The following is a 15683-nucleotide window of genomic DNA, read 5'->3' on the forward strand; positions in this document are numbered from 1 at the left end:
GGGCGAGCTTGCCAACCGCTTATGGACTTGTGGTGCCTGGGTGGGCCTCTTCGCGAGCAAGCTCTGCTCCTACAGTTTCGTGTCGTCCACAGTATTTGCGTACGACTCGGTCCTGTAGGAGCAGGGCTTGCCCGCGAAGGCGTCCGTCGGCTCAATACAAATCTACGGGATCGACATCCAACGACCAGCGCACCTGCCGCCCACTGGGCATCTGCTCCAACACCAGCAACCAACTGCTCAACAGTCGGTGCAACGAGGCCCGGCCATTGGCCTGCAACAACAACTGCGCACGATAACGCCCGGCCCGGCGCTCCATCGGTGCCGGAACCGGCCCCAGCAGCTCGATACCGCCCAGGTTCATCTCGGCCAGCAAACGCTCGGCCTCGCTGCAGGCTTCATCGAGAAAACTTTCGGCCTGCCCCGGCTTGTGGGCCTCGGCCCGCAACAGGGCCAGATGCGCAAAGGGCGGCAAGCCTGCCGCCCGGCGTTCGCTCAAGGCCTGCTCGGCAAAGGCGAAATAACCCTGCTCGGTCAGCTGAATCAACAGCGGATGGTCCGCCAGGTGCGTCTGGATAATCACCTTGCCCGGCTCTTCCGCCCGCCCGGCCCGGCCCGCGACCTGGACGATCAACTGGGCCATGCGCTCGCTGGCGCGAAAATCACCGGAGAACAGGCCGCCGTCGGCATCGAGGATCGACACCAGGGTCACCCGGGGAAAGTGATGGCCTTTGGCAAGCATCTGCGTGCCCACCAGGATGCACGGCTGGCCTTTCTGGATGGTGGCGAACAGCTGGTTCATCGCGTCCTTGCGCGAGGTGCTGTCGCGGTCGACCCGCAGCACCGGGTAATCGGGAAACAGGATGCCCAGGCGCTCTTCGGCGCGCTCGGTCCCGGCACCCACCGGGCGCAAGTCGACCTTGCCGCACTGCGGGCAGTTGCGTGGTACCCGTTCGACATAACCACAGTGATGGCAGCGCAGTTCGCCGGAGCGCTGGTGCACGGTCATGCGCGCATCGCAGCGCGAGCATTCGGACATCCAGCCGCAGTCGTGGCACAACAGCGTCGGCGCGAAGCCGCGGCGGTTGAGAAACACCAGCACCTGCTGGCCGGCGGCGAGGGTCTGGCCGATGGCCTGTTGCATCGGTCCGGAAATGCCGCTGTCCAGTGGCCGGCTTTTCACATCCAGGCGCAGGAAGCGCGGCTGCTTGGCGCCGCCGGCGCGCTCGGTCAGGCGCAACAGGCCATAACGCCCGGTGTAGGCGTTGTGCAGGCTTTCCAGGGATGGCGTGGCCGAGCCCAGCACAATCGGGATATTTTCCTGGCGGGCGCGCACCAGCGCCAGGTCGCGGGCGTGATAACGCAGGCCTTCCTGCTGTTTATAGGAGCCGTCGTGCTCTTCGTCGATGATGATCAACCCGGGGTTTTTCATCGGGGTGAACAGCGCCGAACGGGTGCCGATAATGATGTCGGCTTCGCCGTCGCGGGCGGCAAGCCAGGCGTCCAGGCGCTCGCGGTCGTTCACCGCCGAGTGCAGCAGGGCGATACGGGCATTGAAGCGTTGCTCGAAACGCGCCAGGGTCTGCGGCCCCAGGTTGATCTCCGGGATCAGCACCAGCGCCTGCTTGCCGGCTTCCAGGGTTTCGCGGATCAGTTGCAGATAGACTTCGGTCTTGCCGCTGCCGGTGACCCCGGCCAGCAGGAACGCATGAAAACTGTCGAACCCGGCGCGGATCGCTTCGCAGGCGGCGCGTTGTTCGCTGTTGAGCGGCAGTTCCGGTTGCGCCAGCCAGTGTTCGTGGCGCGCGCCGGGGGCATGGCGACGAACTTCCACCTGCACCAGGTCCTTGGCCAGCAGCAGGTCGAGGCTGTCCTTGCTCAGCATCAGTTTGCTCAGCAGTTGATGGGCCACGCCGTGGGGATGCTGCGCCAGGGTCGCCAGGGCCTCGCGTTGGCGCGGGGCACGGGCGATACGCGGATCGTCGAGGCGGGCGCCGGGAACCATCGACCAGAAGCGGTCCTGGCGCGCCTCGGCCGGCTCGCCCTGGCGCAGCAGCACCGGCAGCGCCCAGCTCAGGGTGTCGCCGAGGCTGTGCTGATAATACTGGGCGGTCCACAGGCACAGCTTGAACAGCGCCGGCGGCAGCGGCGTGGTGGCGTCGAGCAGGGCCGTGGCGCGCCTGAGCTTTTCCGCCGGGACCTCGCTGTGCTCGGCGATTTCCACCAGGATGCCGATCATCTCCCGGCGGCCGAACGGCACCCGCAGGCGCATGCCGGGCTGCAACGCGCTACGCGGCACGCCCTCCGGCGCCCGGTAGTCGAACAGGCGGCGCAGTGGCGAGGGCAGGGCAAGGCGCAGGATGGCGTCGGGCACGCGGTTCTCTCTGGGAGGGGTTCATGGAGGGCGCGAGCCTAGCAGACGGCTCGGGCAGTGTCTTCCCGACGGAGGGTGTGCTGGCCACTTGCGTCGGGCAAAAGGTCTGGTATGATCGCCGGCTAAATTACGTGCGGTGTTCAACAATCGTGTTGAGCGGCGGCACGCCAGCCTGAGGAAGTCCCCATGAAAGCCGATATCCATCCAGCATACGTAGACATCGACGTTACCTGCAGCTGCGGTAACAAGTTCGTGACCCGTTCGACCCATGGCAAAGCACTGCCAATCGACGTGTGCAACGAATGCCACCCGTTCTACACCGGTAAGCAGAAGACCCTGGACACCGGCGGCCGCGTACAGAAGTTCGCCGACCGTTTCGGCATGTTCGGCGCTGTCAAAAAGGCCTGAGGCTGATCGTTCCGGGAAAAACCGCTGGTTTTTCCCGGTCGATAAAAAAGGCGTCCCCCGTGGACGCCTTTTTTGTGGGCGCGATTTGTATCAGCGATCCCTGCATAAAAAATTGTAGACATTTTTATTGTTGATTGTGCACAGTCTGCGCCTTGTGTTTCGCGGCTCTTGGGCCAAAGTCGTAGGGACAAGCGCTTGACACCTGTGACTGGTCAGTCTTGTGAGGACTTGGCGACACGCGTATCCTCGGCGGTCCGTCAGTCCCACAGTAAAAAGCGGAATGCCCACATGTCAGATTTGAAAACTGCCGCTCTCGAATATCATGCCAAACCCCGTCCAGGGAAGCTGAGCGTCGAGCTCACCAAAGCCACCGCCACCGCCCGTGACCTGTCGCTGGCCTACAGCCCTGGCGTCGCCGAACCCGTACGCGAAATCGCCCGCGATCCTGAGCTGGCCTACAAGTACACTGGCAAGGGCAACCTGGTTGCAGTCATTTCCGATGGCACCGCGATTCTCGGCCTGGGTAACCTCGGCCCATTGGCTTCCAAGCCAGTGATGGAAGGCAAGGGCGTACTGTTCAAGCGTTTCGCCGGCATCGACGTGTTCGACATCGAAGTCGATTCGGAAAGCCCGCAAGCCTTCATCGACACCGTCAAGCGTATCTCCATCACCTTCGGTGGCATCAACCTGGAAGACATCAAGGCCCCTGAGTGCTTTGAGATCGAACGTGCTCTGATCGAGCAGTGCGATATTCCGGTGTTCCACGATGACCAGCACGGCACCGCGATCGTCACCGCGGCCGGCATGATCAATGCCCTGGAAATCGCCGGCAAGACCCTGCCGGAAGCCAAGATCGTCTGCCTGGGCGCCGGCGCTGCCGCCATCTCCTGCATGAAGTTGCTGGTGAGCATGGGCGCCAAGATCGAAAACATCTTCATGGTTGACCGTACTGGCGTGATCCACGCTGGCCGTGACGACCTGAACCAGTACAAGGCCGTGTTCGCCCACCCTACCGACAAGCGCACCCTGGCTGATGCCCTGAAAGGCGCGGACGTGTTCGTCGGCCTGTCCGGCCCGAACCTGCTGGACGCTGAAGGCCTGCTGTCGATGGCGGCCAACCCGATCGTGTTCGCTTGCTCGAACCCGGATCCGGAAATCTCGCCAGAGCTGGCTCACGCCACTCGCAACGACGTGATCATGGCCACCGGTCGTTCCGACTACCCGAACCAGGTCAACAACGTCCTCGGCTTCCCGTTCATCTTCCGTGGTGCCTTGGACGTTCGCGCCAAGCGCATCAACGAAGAGATGAAAGTGGCTGCCGCCAACGCCCTGCGCGAACTGGCCAAGCTGCCGGTGCCTCAGGAAGTGTGCGACGCCTACGGCGGCATCAAGCTGGAATTCGGTCGTGAGTACATCATTCCGAAGCCAATGGATGCCCGTCTGATCACCCTGATCTCCGATGCCGTGGCCAAAGCCGCAATCGAGACCGGTGTGGCGACCCTGCCGTATCCGAAGAACTACCCGCTGAAAAGCGTGGATGACGTGTTCAACGGCTAAGTCGTTGTAGCGTCAAACAAAAAGCCCCGGCTCGAATGAGTCGGGGCTTTTTTGTGGCTGCCGTTTGGGCGGTACAGGTCAGTCAGGCTGGACGCGGTCCCCTGTAGGAGCCTGGCTTGCCAGCGATGGCGTCCGCATGAGCAGCACAAGGCTCAAGGGGCTCATCGCTGGCAAGCCAGCTCCTACAAAGGGGCGGCGGTTTGGCCGCCCCGCCCGATCAGAACAGATCGATCGGCGCCGCCTCGTCCGCCGGCAGCGGGCTGCCCGGGGCGCTGCCGCCATTGCCGATTTCATTGACCGACGGCGGCGTATCTTCGCTCTTGAACAGTTCGAAGTAGGCGTTCGGCGTGCCCGGTGTCGCCGCGCGGCCGCTGATCGGATCCACCCGCAGGCTGAGGATGCCTTCCGGCTCCGCCTGGGTGTGCAACGGCTTGCCCTTGAGGGCTGCGCCCATGTAGTCCATCCAGATCGGCAACGCCACAGTGCCACCGAACTCGCGACGACCCAGGCTTTCTGGCTGGTCGAAACCGGTCCAGACGGTGGTGATGTAGTCGGCGTTGTAGCCGGTGAACCAGGCATCCTTGGAGTCGTTGGTGGTACCGGTCTTGCCCGCCAGGTCGCCACGGCCCAGGGCCAGGGCGCGACGCCCGGTACCCAGCTTGATCACGTCCTCGAGCATGCTGTTGAGGATAAAGGTGGTCCGTCCGTCGATGATTCGCTCGGCCACCGCTGGCGCCTGGGCGGCCGGAGCCGGGGTGTCATTGGTGCTGTTGACGGTGAACGACGGCTGGCTCGGTGCCGCGATGCCGCTGCTGGCCGCCGCGCCGGTCGGCACGCTCGGTGGGTTGGCGACGAACAGGGTTTCGCCATTGCGGCTTTCGATCTTGTCGATCAGGTACGGGGTGATCTTGTAGCCGCCATTGGCAAAGGTGCTCCAGCCGGTGGCAATTTCCATCGGCGTCAGGGTCGCGGTACCCAGGGCCAGGGACAGGTTGCGCGGCAGATCCTGCTTGTTGAAGCCGAACTTGGCGATGTAGTCGATGGTCTTGTCGACGCCCAGGCTTTGCAGCAGGCGAATCGAGACCAGGTTACGCGACTTGTACAGCGCCTCGCGCAAGCGGATCGGGCCGAGGAAGGTGTTGGTGTCGTTTTTCGGCCGCCAGACCTTGTCCAGGTACTCGTCGACGAACACGATCGGCGCATCGTTCACCAGGCTCGCCGGGGTGTAGCCGTTGTCCAGCGCGGAGCTGTAGATGAACGGCTTGAAGCTCGAGCCCGGTTGGCGCTTGGCCTGGGTGGCGCGGTTGTAGTTGCTCTGCTCGAAGGCGAAACCGCCGACCAGGGCACGGATCGCGCCGTTTTGCGGGTCAAGGGAGACCAGTGCGCCCTGGGCCACCGGTACCTGGCTGAACTTCAGGCTGTTGTCGGCCTGGCGCTGGACGCGGATCAGGTCGCCGACCTGGGCTACGTCAGACGGTTGCTTGGGGGCGGCGCCGAGGCTGTTGGTATTGAGGTACGGACGGGCCCATTTCATGCTGTCCCAGTTGACGATTTCCGGGCCGTTGCGGGTCAGGACGTGCAGGCTGGTCTTGTCCACCTGGGTAACGATGGCCGGATCCAGGCCGCTGATGGTGCGCTGTTTGCCCAGCTCGGCGATCCAGGCATCGCGGGTCTTGCCCGGCAGGCGCGACTCCGGCCCACGGTAGCCGTGGCGCTGGTCGTAGGCGATCAGGCCTTCTTCGATCGAGTGGTTGGCCAGCTCCTGCAGGTTGCTCGGCACGGTGGTGGTGACGCGGAAGCCTTCGGTGTAGGCTTCGCTGCCATAGCGACCGACCATTTCCGCACGGGCCATCTCGGCGATGTACGGCGCGTTCACTTCCGGCGTCGGCACGTGATAGCTGGCGTTGATCGGCTCGACGATGGCGGCCTGGTAGGCGGCCTCGTCGATCTTGCCCAATTTGTACATGCGGCCGAGGATCCAGTCGCGACGCTCTTTGGCGCGCACCGGGTTGGCCAGCGGGTTGAACCGCGACGGCGCCTTCGGCAGGCCGGCGATCATGGCCATCTGGGCGAGGGTGATGTCGCGGATCGACTTGCCGTAATAAACCTGAGACGCCGCTTCGATACCGTAGGCACGGTTGCCCAGGTAGATCTTGTTCACGTACAGCTCGAGGATCTCGTCCTTGGTCAGCTGGCGTTCGATTTGCAGGGCGAGAAGAATTTCGTTGGTCTTGCGCGAGAAGCTACGCTCGCTGGAGAGGAAGAAGTTCTTCGCCACCTGCATGGTGATGGTGCTGCCGCCGGACTGGATGTGCCCGCTCTTGACCAATTGGGTCGCGGCGCGCATCAGGCTGCTCGGGTCGACGCCATAGTGGTTGGCGAAGTTGTCGTCCTCGGCACTCAGCAGGGCATTGATGAAATTCGGCGGAATGTCTGCGAATTTGAGGGGCGAACGGCGCATCTCGCCGAATTCGGCGATCAGCTTGCCATCGCTGGTGTAGACCCTGAGCGGAATCTGCAATTGTATGCTGCGCAAAGTCTCGACGGACGGCAGGCCCGGACTAAGATAAAGAAAAGCGCCGCTCAGGACGAGCAGCAGCCCGCAGAACACGGCGACGAAAGACCACCCGAAAAACTTCAGCAGACGAATCAAGGCTTGTGGATTTCCAGATAAAAGAATGGGTTAGGCGTCAGGCTAAATTCGCAGCAAGCGCTGGTTCGGCGATTCGGAAAAAACGCTGGGCATTATAAGCATTTTTGGACGTGAGCGTCATTTGCGCTTATGTCAAGACTGCTATTAAATGCCCATCATCATAAAGGGTCCGTAAGTCGCGGATAGTAATAGGGAATCGGTAGTGCTTGGACTCTTTGGCAAAAAAGCGCATTCGCTCCTGGGGATCGACATCAGTTCCACCTCGGTAAAGCTCCTCGAATTGAGCCGTTCAGGCAATCGATATCGGGTCGAGTCCTACGCCGTGGAACCGTTGCCGGCCAATGCCGTGGTCGAAAAGAACATCGCCGAGCTCGAAGGCGTCGGGCAGGCCCTTGCACGGGTGCTGCTCAAGGCCAAGACCAATGTGCGTGGCGTGGCGGTGGCCGTGGCCGGCTCCGCGGTGATCACCAAGACCATCGAGATGGACGCCGGGCTTTCCGATGACGAAATGGAAAACCAGCTGAAGATCGAGGCCGACCAGTACATTCCCTATCCCCTGGAAGAAGTGGCCATCGATTTCGAGATCCAGGGCTATTCGGCGCGTAATCCCGAGCGTGTCGAAGTCCTGCTTGCCGCCTGTCGGAAAGAAAACGTCGAAGTCCGCGAAGCGGCCCTGGCCCTGGCCGGACTCGAAGCCCAGGTGGTCGATGTCGAGGCCTACGCCCTGGAACGCTCCTTCGGCCTGCTCGCGGCGCAACTGGCCAGCGACCACGAGAAGCTGACGGTGGCGGTGGTGGACATCGGCGCCACCATGACCACCCTCAGCGTCCTGCATAACGGCCGGATCATCTACACCCGCGAACAATTGTTCGGCGGTCGCCAGCTCACCGAGGAAATCCAGCGCCGCTACGGCCTGTCCAACGAAGAGGCGGGGCTGGCGAAGAAACAGGGCGGGCTGCCCGACGACTATGTTGCCGAGGTGCTGCAGCCATTCAAGGATGCGGTGGTCCAGCAGGTGTCGCGTTCCTTGCAGTTCTTCTTTGCTTCCGGGCAGTACAACGATGTCGACTACATCCTGCTCGCCGGCGGTACTGCCTCGATTGCCGGGCTCGATCACCTGATCCAGCAGCGGCTCGGTACGCCGACCCTGGTGGCCAACCCCTTCGCCGACATGGCCTTGAGCAGCAAGGTCAACGCCGGGGCCCTGGCCAGTGATGCGCCGGCCCTGATGATCGCCTGCGGTCTGGCCTTGAGGAGTTTCGACTGATGGCGCGGATCAACCTTCTGCCCTGGCGCGAGCAACTGCGTGAAGAGCGCCGCAAGCGTTTCCTGACCGCCCTGGTCGGCGTCCTGGTGGCGGCGGTCGGCGTGGTGTTGCTGACCGACCAGTACTTCAGCGGTGCCGTTGATCGCCAGGTCGCGCGCAATGCCTACATGAACAAGGAAATCGCCCAGCTCGACGGCCGGATCAAGCAGATCAGCGAGCTCAAGGCGCGTCGCCAGCAACTGATCGAGCGCATGAAAATCATCCAGGACCTGCAGGGCAACCGCTCCATCAGCGGACGGATCTTCGATCAACTGGTGCGGACCCTGCCGGACGGCGTGTACTTCACCGAAGTGAAGATGACTGACAAGACCATCGCGATCAGCGGCGCGGCCGAGTCCAACAACCGCGTGTCGGACCTGATGCGCAACCTCGAGGCCTCCGATTGGCTGACCGCGCCGACGCTGACCGAGGTCAAGGCGACCACCGCCGGCGCGGTGGACCAGGCCAACACCTTCCAGCTGAGCGTGCGCCAGACCCAGCCAAAATCCGAGGGGGCGGCCAAATGAATGTCTCCCTCTGGTTGGAAAACCTGCGCAAGGTCGATCTCGGCGACCTCGACATGCAGAACATCGGTTCCTGGCCGGCGGTGGTCAAGGTCGCAAGCGGCATACTGACCGCGATCCTGGTGCTGGCCCTGGGCTACAACTTCTACATCAAGGACCTCACCGATCAACTGGACCAGCAGCGCTTGACGGAAGTGACTCTCAAGGAGCAATTCGCCACCAAGGCCCACCTGGCCGCGAACCTTGAAGCCTATACCCGGCAGATGGAGGATATGGAAACCTCCTTCGGCACCCTGCTCAAGCAGTTGCCGAGCGACACCGAGGTGCCGGGGCTGCTGGAGGACATCACGCGCACGGGGCTGGGCAGCGGGCTGGAGTTCGAGGAGATCAAGCTCCTGCCGGAAGTCACGCAACAGTTCTATATCGAACTGCCGATCCAGATTACCGTGACCGGCGCCTATCACGACCTGGCCACCTTCGTCAGCGGCGTGGCGGCCCTGCCACGGATCGTGACCCTGCATGATTTCGAGATCAAACCGGTGGCGGCATCACCGGCCGGCGGCACCAAATTGCGCATGAGCATCCTGGCCAAGACCTATCGCTACAACGACAAGGGGCTGCAGAAATGAGCCGCTTGCATGGGATCTGCCTGACCCTGTTGGCGCTGATGCTGGCCGGCTGCGGCAATAGCAACGATTTCAGCGACCTCGATGCGTACATGAAGGAAGTGCGCGCGCGGCCGGCGGGCAATATCGAGCCGACGCCGAAATTTCGTGCCTTCGAGATGTTCACCTACAGTGCCGCTGCGCTGCGCAGCCCGTTCCAGCCGCCGATGAAGATCGATATGGTCAATCGCCAGAAAGGTTCCCACGAGGTCAAGCCTGATCCGAACAGGACCAAGCAATTCCTCGAGGGCTTCAACATCGAGCAGTTCGAAATGGTCGGCACCCTCTCCAATGCCAGCGGCACCTTTGCCCTGGTGCGTGGGGCCGGTGGTGTCCATCGATTGAAAGTGGGCGACTACCTGGGACGCAATGATGGCCGTATCGTGGCTATCACCGATTCCCAGGTCGAGGTGATCGAGATCGTTCCGGACGGCGAAGGCGCCTGGCTGGAACGACCGCGCTCCATCCCTTTGAAAGAGCACTCATAGTGGAATTCGATATGAACAGGATTATTTCATCCCTCGGCATTTCGCTATGGATAGCGCTGGTGTCGCCGATGGTGTTGGCGGCCAACCTGCAAACCCTGGATGTGGCGTCGTTGCCCGGCGATCGGGTCGAGCTGAAGCTGGGCTTCGACGGCCCCCCTGCCGCGCCCCACGGCTACACCACCGACCAGCCGGCGCGTATCGCCCTGGACCTGACCGGTGTCACCAGCCAGTTGGTCAAGAAGACCCGCGACCTGGGCGTGGGCAATGCGCGCAGCGTGACCGTGGTCGAGGCCAAGGACCGCACGCGGCTGATCATCAACCTGACCAAGCTGGCGCCTTACAGTACGCGTATCGAGGGCCGCAACCTGTTCGTGGTGGTGGGCCAGGGCGGCAACTCGGCCGCTCCGGTCCAGACCAGCGCATCAAGGCCTGTCGCGGCAGTGACGTCGCCGGCGCGGACCGCGCCCAAGCCCTATGTGGCGGCGGGGCGGGCGATCCGCAATGTCGACTTCCAGCGTGGCGAGCAGGGTGAAGGCAATGTGGTCATCGAATTGTCCGATCCGACCATCAGCCCGGATATCCAGGAGCGTGGCGGCAAGATCAGCGTGGAATTCGCCAAGACCCAGCTGCCCGATCCCCTGCGGGTGCGCCTGGACGTGAAGGATTTCGCCACCCCGGTGCAGTTCGTCAATGCCAGCGTGGTCGCCGACAAGGCGAGCATTTCCATCGAGCCCAGCGGCGCCTTCGATTACTCGACCTACCAGACCGACAACAAGCTGACCATCAGCGTGCGTCCGCTCACCGTCGACGACCTGCAGCGGCGTAATGCCGAGCGGTTTGTCTACAGCGGCGAAAAGCTCTCGCTGAACTTCCAGGACATCGACGTGCGTTCGGTGCTGCAACTGATCGCCGACTTCACCAACCTCAACCTGGTGGCCAGTGACACGGTGCAGGGCGGTATCACCCTGCGCCTGCAGAATGTGCCCTGGGACCAGGCGCTGGACCTGGTGCTGAAAACCAAGGGCCTGGACAAGCGCAAGATCGGCAACGTACTGCTGGTGGCCCCGGCGGACGAGATCGCCGCCCGCGAGCGCCAGGAACTGGAGTCGCAGAAACAGATCGCCGAACTGGCGCCGTTGCGCCGCGAGCTGTTGCAGGTCAACTACGCGAAAGCGGCGGATATCGCCAAATTGTTCCAGTCGGTGACCAGTGCCGAATCCAAGGCCGACGAGCGTGGCTCGATCACCGTGGATGACCGTACCAACAACATCATCGCCTACCAGACCCAGGACCGCCTCGACGAACTGCGGCGCATCGTCGCCCAGTTGGACATCCCGGTGCGCCAGGTAATGATCGAGGCGCGGATCGTCGAAGCCAACGTCGGTTACGACAAACAGCTCGGTGCCCGTTGGGGCGGCAAGATCAGCGGCGGCAACTGGAACACCTCTGGCGGCTCGCCGACCCTCACCAGCCTGACCGGCCAGAGTGCCAGCACCCCGTTCGTCGACCTCGGCGCGACCACCGCCACCTCCGGGATCGGCATCGGCTTCGTGACCAACAACACGACCCTGGACCTGGAACTCAGTGCCATGGAAAAAACCGGTAACGGCGAGGTGGTGTCCCAGCCCAAGGTGGTCACTTCCGACAAGGAAACCGCGAAGATCCTCAAGGGCACGGAGATTCCGTACCAGGAATCCAGCTCCAGCGGCGCGACCTCGGTGTCCTTCAAGGAGGCTTCGCTGTCCCTGGAAGTGACCCCGCAGATCACCCCGGACAACCGGATCATCATGGAAGTGAAGGTGACCAAGGATGAACCGGACTACCAGAACGTGTTGAACAACGTGCCGCCGATCAAGAAAAACCAGGTCAACGCCAAGGTCCTGGTCAACGACGGCGAGACCGTGGTAATCGGTGGCGTGTTCTCCAATACCCAGAGCAAAACCGAAGAGAAGGTGCCATTTCTCGGCGATGTGCCGTATGTTGGCCGCCTCTTCCGTCGAGACATTGTCTCGGAAGCAAAATCCGAGCTGCTGGTATTCCTGACTCCGCGTATCATGAATAACCAGGCGATTGCTGTGAGTCGTTGATTCTGTGCGAAATTTGATTCTTGTAGGGCCTATGGGGGCTGGAAAAAGCACCATAGGCCGTTTGCTGGCCAAAGAGCTGCGCCTGCCTTTCAAAGATTCCGACAAGGAAATTGAACTGCGTACCGGTGCGAATATTCCGTGGATCTTCGACAAGGAAGGCGAGCCCGGCTTTCGCGACCGCGAGCAGGCGATGATTGCCGAGCTGTGCGCGTCCGACGGCGTGGTCCTGGCCACCGGCGGCGGCGCGGTCATGCGCGATGAAAACCGCCAGGCCCTGCACGCCGGCGGTCGGGTGGTCTACCTGCACGCTTCGGTTGAGCAGCAGGTCGGGCGTACGGCCCGTGATCGCAACCGGCCGTTGCTGCGCACCGCCGACCCGGCCAAGACCCTGCGCGACCTCTTGGCGATCCGTGATCCGCTGTATCGGGAAATCGCCGATCTGGTGGTGGAAACCGATGAGCGGCCGCCACGCATGGTGGTACTGGACATCCTTGAACGCTTGCAGCAGCTGCCTCCCCGTTAAAGCGCGGGAGGAAATGCGCTATCCTCGACCACCGCCATGCTCGGTGTCGGTCATGGCTTGAAGCCATCGGGCCGCGTCGATACCAGACGCCGCCGACAATCGTTAATCCTGAGACTGGACGCCAGCGTCCATCTTCACTGTGGGGACACATGCAGACACTTAAGGTCGATCTTGGCGAGCGCAGTTACCCGATTCACATTGGCGAAGGGCTGCTGGACCAGCCCGGGCTGCTGACGCCGCACATTGCCGGTCGGCAGGTTGCCATTATCTCCAATGAAACCGTCGCTCCGCTCTATCTCGAGCGCCTGACCCGCAGCCTGGCGGCCTATTCCGTGGTCTCGGTGGTGTTGCCCGACGGTGAGGCCTTCAAGACCTGGGAAACCCTGCAACTGATCTTCGACGGCCTGCTGACCGCCCGTCATGACCGCCGCACCACCGTGATCGCCCTCGGCGGCGGGGTGATCGGCGACATGGCCGGTTTTGCCGCGGCCTGCTACCAGCGCGGCGTGGATTTCATCCAGGTACCGACCACCCTGTTGTCCCAGGTCGATTCGTCGGTGGGTGGCAAGACCGGCATCAACCATCCGCTGGGCAAGAACATGGTCGGCGCCTTCTATCAGCCCAATGTGGTGCTGATCGATACCACCACCCTCAACACCCTGCCGCCGCGCGAGCTGTCGGCGGGCCTGGCGGAAGTGATCAAGTACGGCCTGATCTGCGACGAGCCGTTCCTGACCTGGCTGGAAGAGCATGTCGACCAGCTGCGCGCCCTGGACCAGAGTGCCCTGACCGTCGCCATCGAGCGCTCCTGCGCGGCCAAGGCCGCGGTGGTCGGTGCCGATGAGCGCGAGTCCGGCGTGCGTGCCACGCTCAACCTCGGGCACACCTTCGGCCATGCCATCGAAACCCACATGGGCTATGGTGTCTGGCTGCACGGTGAAGCCGTGGCGGCGGGCACCGTGATGGCGCTGGAAATGTCCACACGCCTGGGCTGGATCAGTGCCCAGGAGCGTGATCGCGGTATTCGCCTGTTCCAGCGAGCCGGTTTGCCGGTGATTCCGCCGGAGGAAATGACCGAAGCCGATTTTCTCGAACACATGGCAATTGACAAGAAAGTGATCGACGGTCGCCTGCGCCTGGTGTTGTTGCGCCGAATGGGCGAAGCCGTGGTAACCGACGATTATCCGAAAGAAGTTCTACAGGCCACGCTGGGGGCGGACTACCGCACTCTGGCTCAGCTTAAAGGTTGATAGGATTCCGATGACCAGTTTGCATGCCGACGAGGCTTTCCTCGGCCATTACCAGTTAAGTCACGACCCTTTCGCTCCCCGGGTGCCTGGCTTCAAATTCTTCCCCGCCCAGCGCAAGCCGGTGCTCGGGCAATTGCACCACCTGGCCCGCTACAGCCAGCTGCTGCTGGTGGTCACCGGCCCCCAGGGCAGCGGCAAGACCCTGCTGCGCCAGGCGCTGGTGGCGAGCACCAACAAGCAGTCGGTGCAAAGCGTGGTGGTTTCCGCGCGTGGTGCCGGCGATGCGGGAGGTGTGCTGCGCCAGATCGCCCAGGCGCTGAACGTCGCCCAGGCCGAGGTCCACGAGATCCTCAAGCAGGTGGTACAACTGGCGCTGACCGGCCAGGAGGTCTACCTGCTGGTGGACGATGCCGAGTCGCTCGACGACTCCGCTATCGAGGCCCTGCTGGCCCTGGCGGCCGGCGCGCCGGAAGGTCGCCCGCATGTGTTCATGTTCGGCGAGTCGTCGCTGATCGCGGCGCTGGAGCAGCACGGCGCGGAGGAAGAACGCTTCCACGTGATCGAATTGCAGCCTTACACCGAAGAAGAAACACGTGAATACCTGGCCCAGCGTCTTGATGGCGCCGGCCAGGGAATCGAACTTTTTTCCGCTGAGCAGATCACTGAGATTCACGAAAGCGCCGAAGGTTGGCCTGGCAACATCAACCAGGTCGCCCGTGACGCCATGATCGAAGCGATGATCGCCAGCCGCTCCGCGGTGAAGCGTCCAAGTATGGGGTTCAAGATGCCTAAGAAGCAGGTATTGGCGTTGTCCGCCGTGGTAGTGGTTGCCGTCGCGGCGGCCTGGATGATTCCGGGTCGCAACAAGGCACCGTCCACCGCTGGCACCACCGCCAGCGAACAGGCGCAACTGCCTTTGGGGCAGGCGCCGAAGCCGAACGCCTCGGGTAATCCGACGGTGGAATTCGCCGGCAATTCGCAGCCGATGCCGCTACCGTTGGTCGGTCAGTCGCAGCCGGTGATGCGCGGTCCGCTGGCGGAAGCCGCGGGTGGCAGTATCGAGGGCGATGATGGTATCGCGCCGCCGGTTGACGGTGGCCCGGCCAAGCCGCCGACCGTCACCACCACTGCACCGCCTGTCGGCGTGCCAGCAGGCCCGACACCGACTCCTGTGGCTAAACCGGTGCCGGCCCAGGTCGCTACCGCCAAGCCGGCCCAGACCCCGGTTCCGGTGCCCAAGCCGGTTGCCAAGGCGCCGGAGAAGGCCGTTGAGAAGCCAGCCGTGGTGGCCAAGGCCGCTGCGACCGGTCACAGCTGGTACACCGGCCAGGCGCCGGGCAACTACGTGGTCCAGATCCTCGGCACCAGCTCCGAGACCACCGCGCAGAATTTCGTCAAGGAACAGGGCGGCGAGTACCGTTATTTCAAGAAAGTGCTCAACGGCAAGCCGCTTTACGTGATCACCTACGGCAGCTTCGGCAGCCGCGATGCGGCCGTCAGCGCCATCAAGGCCTTGCCAGCGAAGGTTCAGGCTGGTAAACCTTGGCCTCGTACTGTCGCCAGCGTCCAACAGGACCTGGCCACAACTCGCTGAAGAATCGGCGGCCTTATCCAGGCCGCCTTCCCGGCACCTCAAAATTTCCGCAAGGGCATGCTGCTTCCAAAGCCGCGTGCCTTGTGGTGTCTGCGTCACAGTGGTTTTGAGTCGTCACGGTCAAAATTCAAAAATGTTTTGACTAGCACGAGATATCGCTTTAAACCTTTCATAAATGCGACATGAATTTTCGACTAATCGTCGTTAAATTTGTGGGCGTGAATGTCGGTGTGTACAATGACCTCCCTTTTGCCCCT

The 15683-nt window shown here is 62.7% G+C and carries 12 protein-coding genes; 10 read left to right on the plus strand and 2 right to left on the minus strand.

Annotation, left to right across the window (positions count from 1 at the left end):
• Positions 1-151: 151 nt before the first annotated feature.
• Positions 152-2371, minus strand: coding sequence for a primosomal protein N' (locus CWE01_RS10180; RefSeq protein WP_100940402.1), 2220 nt, complete (start codon positions 2369-2371; stop codon positions 152-154).
• A 186-nt stretch (positions 2372-2557) separates the two neighbouring features.
• Here CWE01_RS10180 and rpmE point away from each other — a divergent pair, with 186 nt between their 5' ends.
• Both rpmE and CWE01_RS10190 read left to right on the plus strand, forming a co-directional pair.
• Positions 2558-2779: a 50S ribosomal protein L31 gene (rpmE, locus tag CWE01_RS10185; RefSeq protein ID WP_100940403.1), complete on the plus strand. Its 222-nt coding sequence runs from the start codon at positions 2558-2560 to the stop codon at positions 2777-2779.
• Between the two features lie 288 nt (positions 2780-3067).
• Positions 3068-4336 carry a malic enzyme-like NAD(P)-binding protein gene (locus CWE01_RS10190; RefSeq protein WP_100940404.1) on the plus strand — a complete coding sequence of 423 codons (1269 nt, stop codon included), beginning with the start codon at positions 3068-3070 and terminating at the stop codon, positions 4334-4336.
• A 217-nt stretch (positions 4337-4553) separates the two neighbouring features.
• On the opposite strand, the gene CWE01_RS10195 is transcribed toward CWE01_RS10190, so the two are convergent.
• Complete coding sequence (locus tag CWE01_RS10195; RefSeq protein ID WP_371315551.1) at positions 4554-6986, minus strand: penicillin-binding protein 1A; 2433 nt, start codon at positions 6984-6986, stop codon at positions 4554-4556.
• A 205-nt stretch (positions 6987-7191) separates the two neighbouring features.
• Between CWE01_RS10195 and CWE01_RS10200 the strand changes: the two genes are divergently transcribed.
• The 8 genes from CWE01_RS10200 to CWE01_RS10235 all read left to right on the plus strand — a co-directional run bounded on the left by CWE01_RS10200 (position 7192) and on the right by CWE01_RS10235 (position 15426).
• Positions 7192-8256 (plus strand): pilus assembly protein PilM, encoded by a 1065-nt coding sequence (locus tag CWE01_RS10200; protein ID WP_100940406.1) that lies wholly within the window; start codon positions 7192-7194, stop codon positions 8254-8256.
• Positions 8256-8822, plus strand: coding sequence for a PilN domain-containing protein (locus CWE01_RS10205; RefSeq protein WP_100940407.1), 567 nt, complete (start codon positions 8256-8258; stop codon positions 8820-8822). Before CWE01_RS10200 ends, CWE01_RS10205 begins: the two co-directional genes overlap by 1 nt.
• Entirely contained in the window at positions 8819-9448 is a 630-nt protein-coding gene (gene pilO, locus CWE01_RS10210) for a type 4a pilus biogenesis protein PilO (protein WP_100940408.1), read from the plus strand. The genes CWE01_RS10205 and pilO overlap by 4 nt, the downstream gene beginning before the upstream one ends.
• Positions 9445-9972 (plus strand): type 4a pilus biogenesis lipoprotein PilP, encoded by a 528-nt coding sequence (gene pilP, locus CWE01_RS10215; RefSeq protein ID WP_100940409.1) that lies wholly within the window; start codon positions 9445-9447, stop codon positions 9970-9972. The genes pilO and pilP overlap by 4 nt, the downstream gene beginning before the upstream one ends.
• A gap of 11 nt (positions 9973-9983) precedes the next feature.
• The gene (gene pilQ, locus CWE01_RS10220; RefSeq protein ID WP_100940490.1) at positions 9984-12059 is read left to right on the plus strand and encodes a type IV pilus secretin PilQ family protein; all 2076 of its coding nucleotides are present in this window, start codon (positions 9984-9986) and stop codon (positions 12057-12059) included.
• Between the two features lie 4 nt (positions 12060-12063).
• Positions 12064-12582, plus strand: coding sequence for a shikimate kinase AroK (gene aroK, locus CWE01_RS10225; RefSeq protein ID WP_026145113.1), 519 nt, complete (start codon positions 12064-12066; stop codon positions 12580-12582).
• Positions 12583-12731: 149 nt separating this feature from the next.
• Positions 12732-13832, plus strand: coding sequence for a 3-dehydroquinate synthase (gene aroB / locus CWE01_RS10230; RefSeq protein WP_100940410.1), 1101 nt, complete (start codon positions 12732-12734; stop codon positions 13830-13832).
• 10 nt (positions 13833-13842) lie between these two features.
• Positions 13843-15426, plus strand: coding sequence for an AAA family ATPase (locus tag CWE01_RS10235; RefSeq protein WP_100940411.1), 1584 nt, complete (start codon positions 13843-13845; stop codon positions 15424-15426).
• Positions 15427-15683: the final 257 nt, after the last annotated feature.

The organism is Pseudomonas sp. QS1027, from assembly GCF_002814235.1.
Lineage (GTDB): Bacteria > Pseudomonadota > Gammaproteobacteria > Pseudomonadales > Pseudomonadaceae > Aquipseudomonas.

Coding starts and splice junctions, on each gene's coding strand:
- CWE01_RS10205 (WP_100940407.1), top strand. CDS start 8,256: ATGGCGCGGATCAACCTTCTGCCCTGGCGCGAGCAACTGCGTGAAGAG.
- aroB (WP_100940410.1), top strand. CDS start 12,732: ATGCAGACACTTAAGGTCGATCTTGGCGAGCGCAGTTACCCGATTCAC.
- rpmE (WP_100940403.1), top strand. CDS start 2,558: ATGAAAGCCGATATCCATCCAGCATACGTAGACATCGACGTTACCTGC.
- CWE01_RS10190 (WP_100940404.1), top strand. CDS start 3,068: ATGTCAGATTTGAAAACTGCCGCTCTCGAATATCATGCCAAACCCCGT.
- CWE01_RS10235 (WP_100940411.1), top strand. CDS start 13,843: ATGACCAGTTTGCATGCCGACGAGGCTTTCCTCGGCCATTACCAGTTA.
- pilO (WP_100940408.1), top strand. CDS start 8,819: ATGAATGTCTCCCTCTGGTTGGAAAACCTGCGCAAGGTCGATCTCGGC.
- pilP (WP_100940409.1), top strand. CDS start 9,445: ATGAGCCGCTTGCATGGGATCTGCCTGACCCTGTTGGCGCTGATGCTG.
- pilQ (WP_100940490.1), top strand. CDS start 9,984: ATGAACAGGATTATTTCATCCCTCGGCATTTCGCTATGGATAGCGCTG.